Source organism: Hyalangium sp., assembly GCF_045802625.1.
Taxonomy (GTDB): Bacteria; Myxococcota; Myxococcia; order Myxococcales; family Myxococcaceae; genus Hyalangium.
On sequence record NZ_JBJMQP010000067.1, the window covers coordinates 1 to 4,903 of the forward strand.

Annotated in this window: 6 protein-coding genes; 3 read left to right on the forward strand and 3 right to left on the reverse strand. The window is 67.8% G+C overall.

The features are described 5' to 3' along the window. Positions 1 to 130 precede the first annotated feature (130 nt). Positions 131 to 874: an Imm52 family immunity protein gene (locus ACJ8AT_RS13570; protein WP_407738130.1), complete on the reverse strand. Its 744-nt coding sequence runs from the start codon at positions 872 to 874 to the stop codon at positions 131 to 133. A 9-nt stretch (positions 875 to 883) separates the two neighbouring features. Beyond that, the gene (locus ACJ8AT_RS13575; protein ID WP_407738131.1) at positions 884 to 2,464 is read right to left on the reverse strand and encodes a Tox-REase-5 domain-containing protein; all 1,581 of its coding nucleotides are present in this window, start codon (positions 2,462 to 2,464) and stop codon (positions 884 to 886) included. 120 nt (positions 2,465 to 2,584) lie between these two features. On the opposite strand from ACJ8AT_RS13575, the gene ACJ8AT_RS13580 reads away from it, so the two are divergent. Further along, positions 2,585 to 2,980, forward strand: a complete 396-nt coding sequence (locus tag ACJ8AT_RS13580) for a helix-turn-helix domain-containing protein (protein WP_407738132.1) — start codon at positions 2,585 to 2,587, stop codon at positions 2,978 to 2,980. Between the two features lie 80 nt (positions 2,981 to 3,060). Here ACJ8AT_RS13580 and ACJ8AT_RS13585 read toward each other — a convergent pair whose 3' ends face one another. Then, entirely contained in the window at positions 3,061 to 3,300 is a 240-nt protein-coding gene (locus ACJ8AT_RS13585; protein ID WP_407738133.1) for a hypothetical protein, read from the reverse strand. Positions 3,301 to 3,333: 33 nt separating this feature from the next. Between ACJ8AT_RS13585 and ACJ8AT_RS13590 the strand changes: the two genes are divergently transcribed. Then, positions 3,334 to 3,795: a hypothetical protein gene (locus ACJ8AT_RS13590; RefSeq protein ID WP_407738134.1), complete on the forward strand. Its 462-nt coding sequence runs from the start codon at positions 3,334 to 3,336 to the stop codon at positions 3,793 to 3,795. A 117-nt stretch (positions 3,796 to 3,912) separates the two neighbouring features. Then, the gene (locus tag ACJ8AT_RS13595) at positions 3,913 to 4,605 is read left to right on the forward strand and encodes a hypothetical protein (RefSeq protein ID WP_407738135.1); all 693 of its coding nucleotides are present in this window, start codon (positions 3,913 to 3,915) and stop codon (positions 4,603 to 4,605) included. The last annotated feature ends 298 nt before the right edge of the window (positions 4,606 to 4,903 follow it).

Here is a 4,903-nt window from a genome sequence, read left to right on the forward strand (position 1 = left end):
ACAGGTGTTCCACCGGCTGCCTTCGGGCACGGCCATGATGCGGAGCGCGAAGGCCCCGCCGCGCCGTGCAGCAGCCGTACGGAGTGCCCACGGCGCGGTACGGCGCGGTTGCTGACGGTGCAGATCCCTATCACCCGCCAATGGGCTTGGCTTCCGGGCGCGCGATGAGGCCCGCGCGGTCGAGCAGGTTGCGCACGCGCACGGTGAAGGCCACGTGCTCGGGGTTGCTCGCCGTCATGGGCTCGGGGGAGAGGACAAGGAGCCAGCCCAGCGTGCCCACCGGCTCGATGCGCACGGGCGCGGGTAGCGGCGGCAACGTGCCCAAGCGGCGCGTAAGGTACGTCAGCCAGCCCACCCGCACCTCATCGCCCTCTTTCTCCACGAGGCGTACCATTTCGGTGGAACTGGCCATGGCGGAGTCGGGGTCCCACGCCGTGGCGACACAGGTGAGCACCTCGGCCAGCACGGGGGCGCTCAGAATGCGCTCCCGCCCCGGGCCCAGCTCGGGCGGGTAGAGGAGGCACGAATTGGGTACTCCCCGGGAGTATCCACCGCAATGAAATTCGAGGCGGGTCCGTTCCAGGGTCTTCGCATTCCACACGAACTCACTGAAGCCCAGCTCCTCGATGATCTTCTTACCGACATCCGTACGGTTCCTCCCGCGACGGAACAACTCCTCCCACTCTTCCACTTCTGGGCGAACCGGGTAACCCGGCAACCCTCGGGGGGCACCACGCCCTCCCCGGTACCATTGGGCAAACGTCGGGTCACACCGCGCCAGCATGTGGAAGAAGAGCTCGGCGCGCCGGGCACACTCCAGCGCCGTCTCCTTGCGTGGCCCCCAGTAGGCTCCCAGATAGTAGTCCTCATGCATGCGCGCTCCTCACCGTGTTGGCGGCGTATGGACGACTTTGATGTTCTTCCACTTACTTCTCTCGAAGAGCTTGCGAAGGAAGTTCGCGAACTCCTCCTCGGCCACGTGCCAGACCACCGGTAGCCCCAGGTGCTCGGCAAGCTCGGACTGCCTTCTGGCTTGCTTCATCAGCTCCTTGTAGCCCTTTCCCACTTCGAACCAGGGCTGGACCGTGCCGACTTTCGTGAGGAATTTCTTGTAGCTGGCCCCTTTGGCCTCGAGCAACTCAAGGCCATTGAAACCATCGAACTCCACCGCACCAATCATGTAGACGTACCAGGCGGGCCGTCCGGTTATCTGCTCCTGGAAGTCCAGGGCCTGCTGGGACTCGGTCGTCGGCTTCTTGTACGTCCACTGGCCGGGTCTCCGCGGTGAAGCCTTCGGGGTGGGTTTGCCCGCCTTGCCGCTCGCGCCGCTGCTCTTTCCCTGCCCCTTGCCCGCCATGTGCAGGACGGAGAGGGCGCCGAGGTCCACGCTCACCGTGGTGGCCGTCGTGCCTTCGGCCACCACGACGCCACCCAGCACCAGCTCGCCCTCGGCCGTGAGCGACACCACCGGCAGCTCCGCTCCCAGTCCGGTGATGCCGCCCACCGTGGCCTGTGCGCCGCCGAGCAGTGCGAGCACGTGCGTGGACAGGCGCGCGGCCTCGCGTATCTGGTCCTCGTGGGACAGGGTGCCGTAGTGCGCGAAGTACTCGGGCGAGGAGGCGATGAGCACCGCCACCGTGATGGGCAACTGCGTGAGGCCCTCCACGGTGCGGATGGGGTGGACGATGGTGCCGGCCAACGCCACGGCCATCTCCGTCAGGGCTTGCTGCCCGCCGTCGAGCGCGGCGTTGACCGGGTCCCTCCCCAGGCTCAGCTCGGCCAGGGGTGGGCCGTCCGCGCGCCGCAAGGCCTCGGTGACGGGGTAGAGGACGCCCCCGTGGGAGAAATAGCAGTCGCCCACCCGCAGCAGGCCCACCTTCCACTCGCCCTGCTCGAGCTCGAGCGGGCCCATGCGCTGGAGCGGGGTGCCGGTGAGCGCGGACACCAGGTAGCCGTCCGGGCGCACCATCACGAGGAAGCCGAAGCGCTCGGCCCGCCACTTCAGGTCGGCGTACTCCACGCGCTCGCCCCCGGCGAGCACCTCGCGCAGCAGCCAGAACAGCAGCCGGCGCGGGGCGAAGCTCTGGGGCGTCGCGCGCGTCTTCGCCAACCGGCCCAGCAGCTCACGCGCCTGCTCCTGGTAGAGCGCCGCACCTGGCGGATGCCGGGCCTCCTCCCCGAGGCCGCTGGCCTCCTGCGCCGCCTGGAAGAGGTCCACCGTCTGCTCGGGGAAACCGCCCGCGCTTCCTGTCTCCGCTGTCACGGGCGAGTCCACTGACTGCCAGGTACCAGCGTCATGGCGCCAGGAGGTGGCGCGTGAATGAAGCCCCACGCTGCCACTCAGGCTCCCGAGGGGATGGCCCGTGGCGCACCCGCCCAGCGTCACCAGCGCCAGCATCGCCAGGAGCAACGAGCCGGCGCCGGTCCTTCTCCCCTGCGCCCGCGTGGAATCCTGCTTCATCATGAGCGGCCCCCTGGAAGTACAACCAACCCAGAGGATGGTACATGGGTCCAACAACCCATCAGGGCATGGCTCCCGGCCGCTGACACCTGGAGGATACGGACCTCGAGAACCGAGGCGAATATGCCCGAGGGACACAAGAAACGGACGCCGCTCAGCCTCCACATGGGGGAAGTGGCGCGCGAGGCGCGCAGGAAGGCCGGGTTGACACAGGAGGAGGTGGCCGGCCGCATCGGCCTCGTCACCGAGGTGTATGGCCGCTTCGAGCGCGGCGACATGCTCCCCAGCGTGCCCACGTTGGTGCGGCTGTGCCGCGTCTTGCGCTTGGATGGCAACGAGGTGCTGGGTCTATCCTCCAAGCAGACGCTCACGTGGATGGAACAGTCACTCCCGGAGAGCGAGGAGCCGCCCGGCGTGCGGCGTCTCGTTCGCACGCTGCGCCAGTTGAGCCCACGGCAACTCCGGGCACTATCCATCATGGCCAACACCCTGCTGATGGACGACGAGACGGAGCGCTGAGCGAGACGTTCCGGGTGGACGTTCCCTGGAGACCCGCTACCGACGCGGAGCCCGGGCGGGCCAGGGCCCGAACGCGGCGGCTACGGGAACGTCACGTTGCCAAGGGTGACGGTGCGCGTGCGCCCGGCGTCCCAGAGCGTGAGGGTGTATGCGCTCCGGGCCTCCTCCGGCGTGGCCTGAACCTCCACCACGACGCGGCCCCGGTCGAAACGCCCTGCCGCGGCGGGGAGGATGGGCTCGGGCGCCCAGAGCGCCAGGGGCTTCAACACCTCGCGGCTCGCCCAGGGGCGGTGCGTCCCGGGTGGGCGGATGCGGGGCAACACGCACCTCCTCGGAACGTGAGGGGGATGCGGGTGCGGCACGAGCAGTTCGTCGTGGCCCGCAGCTTCGACGCGGACACTTGCACGCAGTACGGCATGTACCGCCTGCGCGCCCTGCTCCGCTACCTGGATGCGGTCAGCGCCACCGCTCCGGCGGATCCGAGCACCGTGGTCCTCGACGTGCCGCAGGACGACGACAAGGTGGTGAAGAAGCCCTTCGTCGAGTGCAGCGTGGACGACGTGGAGAGCGCCACGCGGGCGAAGCGGGCCCCGATCGCGGCGCGTGTGCCCGTACCGGACAAGGCGCGCCTGCTGTTCTTCGAGGACAGCATCTTCCAGAGCTTCAACGGGGTGGCTGAGGTCCGCTTCACCGCGAACAACCGTGACGGGACGACGCTGATCAACCTGCAGGGCGTGCCGATGGCGGAGGTGCCGCAGCTCATCCAGGCGCTCCAGCAGGGACTGCAGGCCCAGCCCTCGCTGGCCGCGAAGTAGGCCCAGACAGGCGCGAGTGAGGTAACCGGGCGGGGCGGGAGGCCGACCAGGCATGGCGGTGTCCCTCCCCGCCCTTTTCTCGCCGAGCTTCAGTGGTCACCCAAGAGGATGCAACCCATGGAAACACTTCAGGAAGCCGAACGTGAACTGACATTGGAGGAGATACGCGACCGCATCCGCGATTACGTCAAGCAGGCCAGCGATGCGCAGGTCTACATCTCCGCGTTCTACTCTTATTTCAAATGGCAGAGCCTGAATGCGGGCCCCGAGTACAAGAACGCCCCGGACTATCTCTGCAGGCACATCCCCAGCCTCACACGGGAGGATCTGAGCTGGTACGAGAACTCGTCCAAGGGATTCGGCCTCGGCGTCCTCCTCTATTATGGATTGAAGAACCTGCGTGCCCTGCGCAACTACGCGAAGGCCGCTAAAATCACCGTGCCTTCCCCAGACCCGAGCTTCACGGTCGTGCAGGTGCCGCAACCGGACGGCACGACGGTGGACAAGCCCTTCTGGAGCTGCCGCCTGGATGAGATGCAGCGGGCGGCGCGAGTGAAGCGGAAGCCAGCTCCCAAGACACGGGCTCCCGTGTCCGACATGGTGCGCTGGCTGTATCTGGGGGACAGCCTCAACCGGCACTTCAAGGATGTGGCACCGGTTCGCATCGACATGCGCCAGGAGAGTGGAATGGCACTCGTCACCGTGCGCGACGTGCCCATGGCGGAGATGGAGCGGCTCATCAAGGCGCTCCGGGCTGGCATGGATGCGCAACCCTTCGCGCTGAAGGACGAGAACCGCAGCGCCGCGTGACATGTGGCAACCTCGTGGGGAGGGGCACCGACCAGACATGGCAGGTGTTCCCTCCCTGTTCTTTTTTCACAGGTGTTCCACCGGCTGCCTTCGGGCACGGCCATGATGCGGAGCGCGAAGGCCCCGCCGCGCCGTGCAGCAGCCGTACGGAGTGCCCACGGCGCGGTACGGCGCGGTTGCTGACGGTGCAGATCCCTATCACCCGCCAATGGGCTTGGCTTCCGGGCGCGCGATGAGGCCCGCGCGGTCGAGCAGGTTGCGCACGCGCACGGTGAAGGCCACGTGCTCGGGGTTGCTC

Excerpts from the sequence above, each read along its gene's own strand:
- ACJ8AT_RS13570 (WP_407738130.1), bottom strand. The coding sequence starts at position 874 with ATGCATGAGGACTACTATCTGGGAGCCTACTGGGGGCCACGCAAGGAG.
- ACJ8AT_RS13575 (WP_407738131.1), bottom strand. The coding sequence starts at position 2,464 with ATGATGAAGCAGGATTCCACGCGGGCGCAGGGGAGAAGGACCGGCGCC.
- ACJ8AT_RS13580 (WP_407738132.1), top strand. The coding sequence starts at position 2,585 with ATGCCCGAGGGACACAAGAAACGGACGCCGCTCAGCCTCCACATGGGG.
- ACJ8AT_RS13595 (WP_407738135.1), top strand. The coding sequence starts at position 3,913 with ATGGAAACACTTCAGGAAGCCGAACGTGAACTGACATTGGAGGAGATA.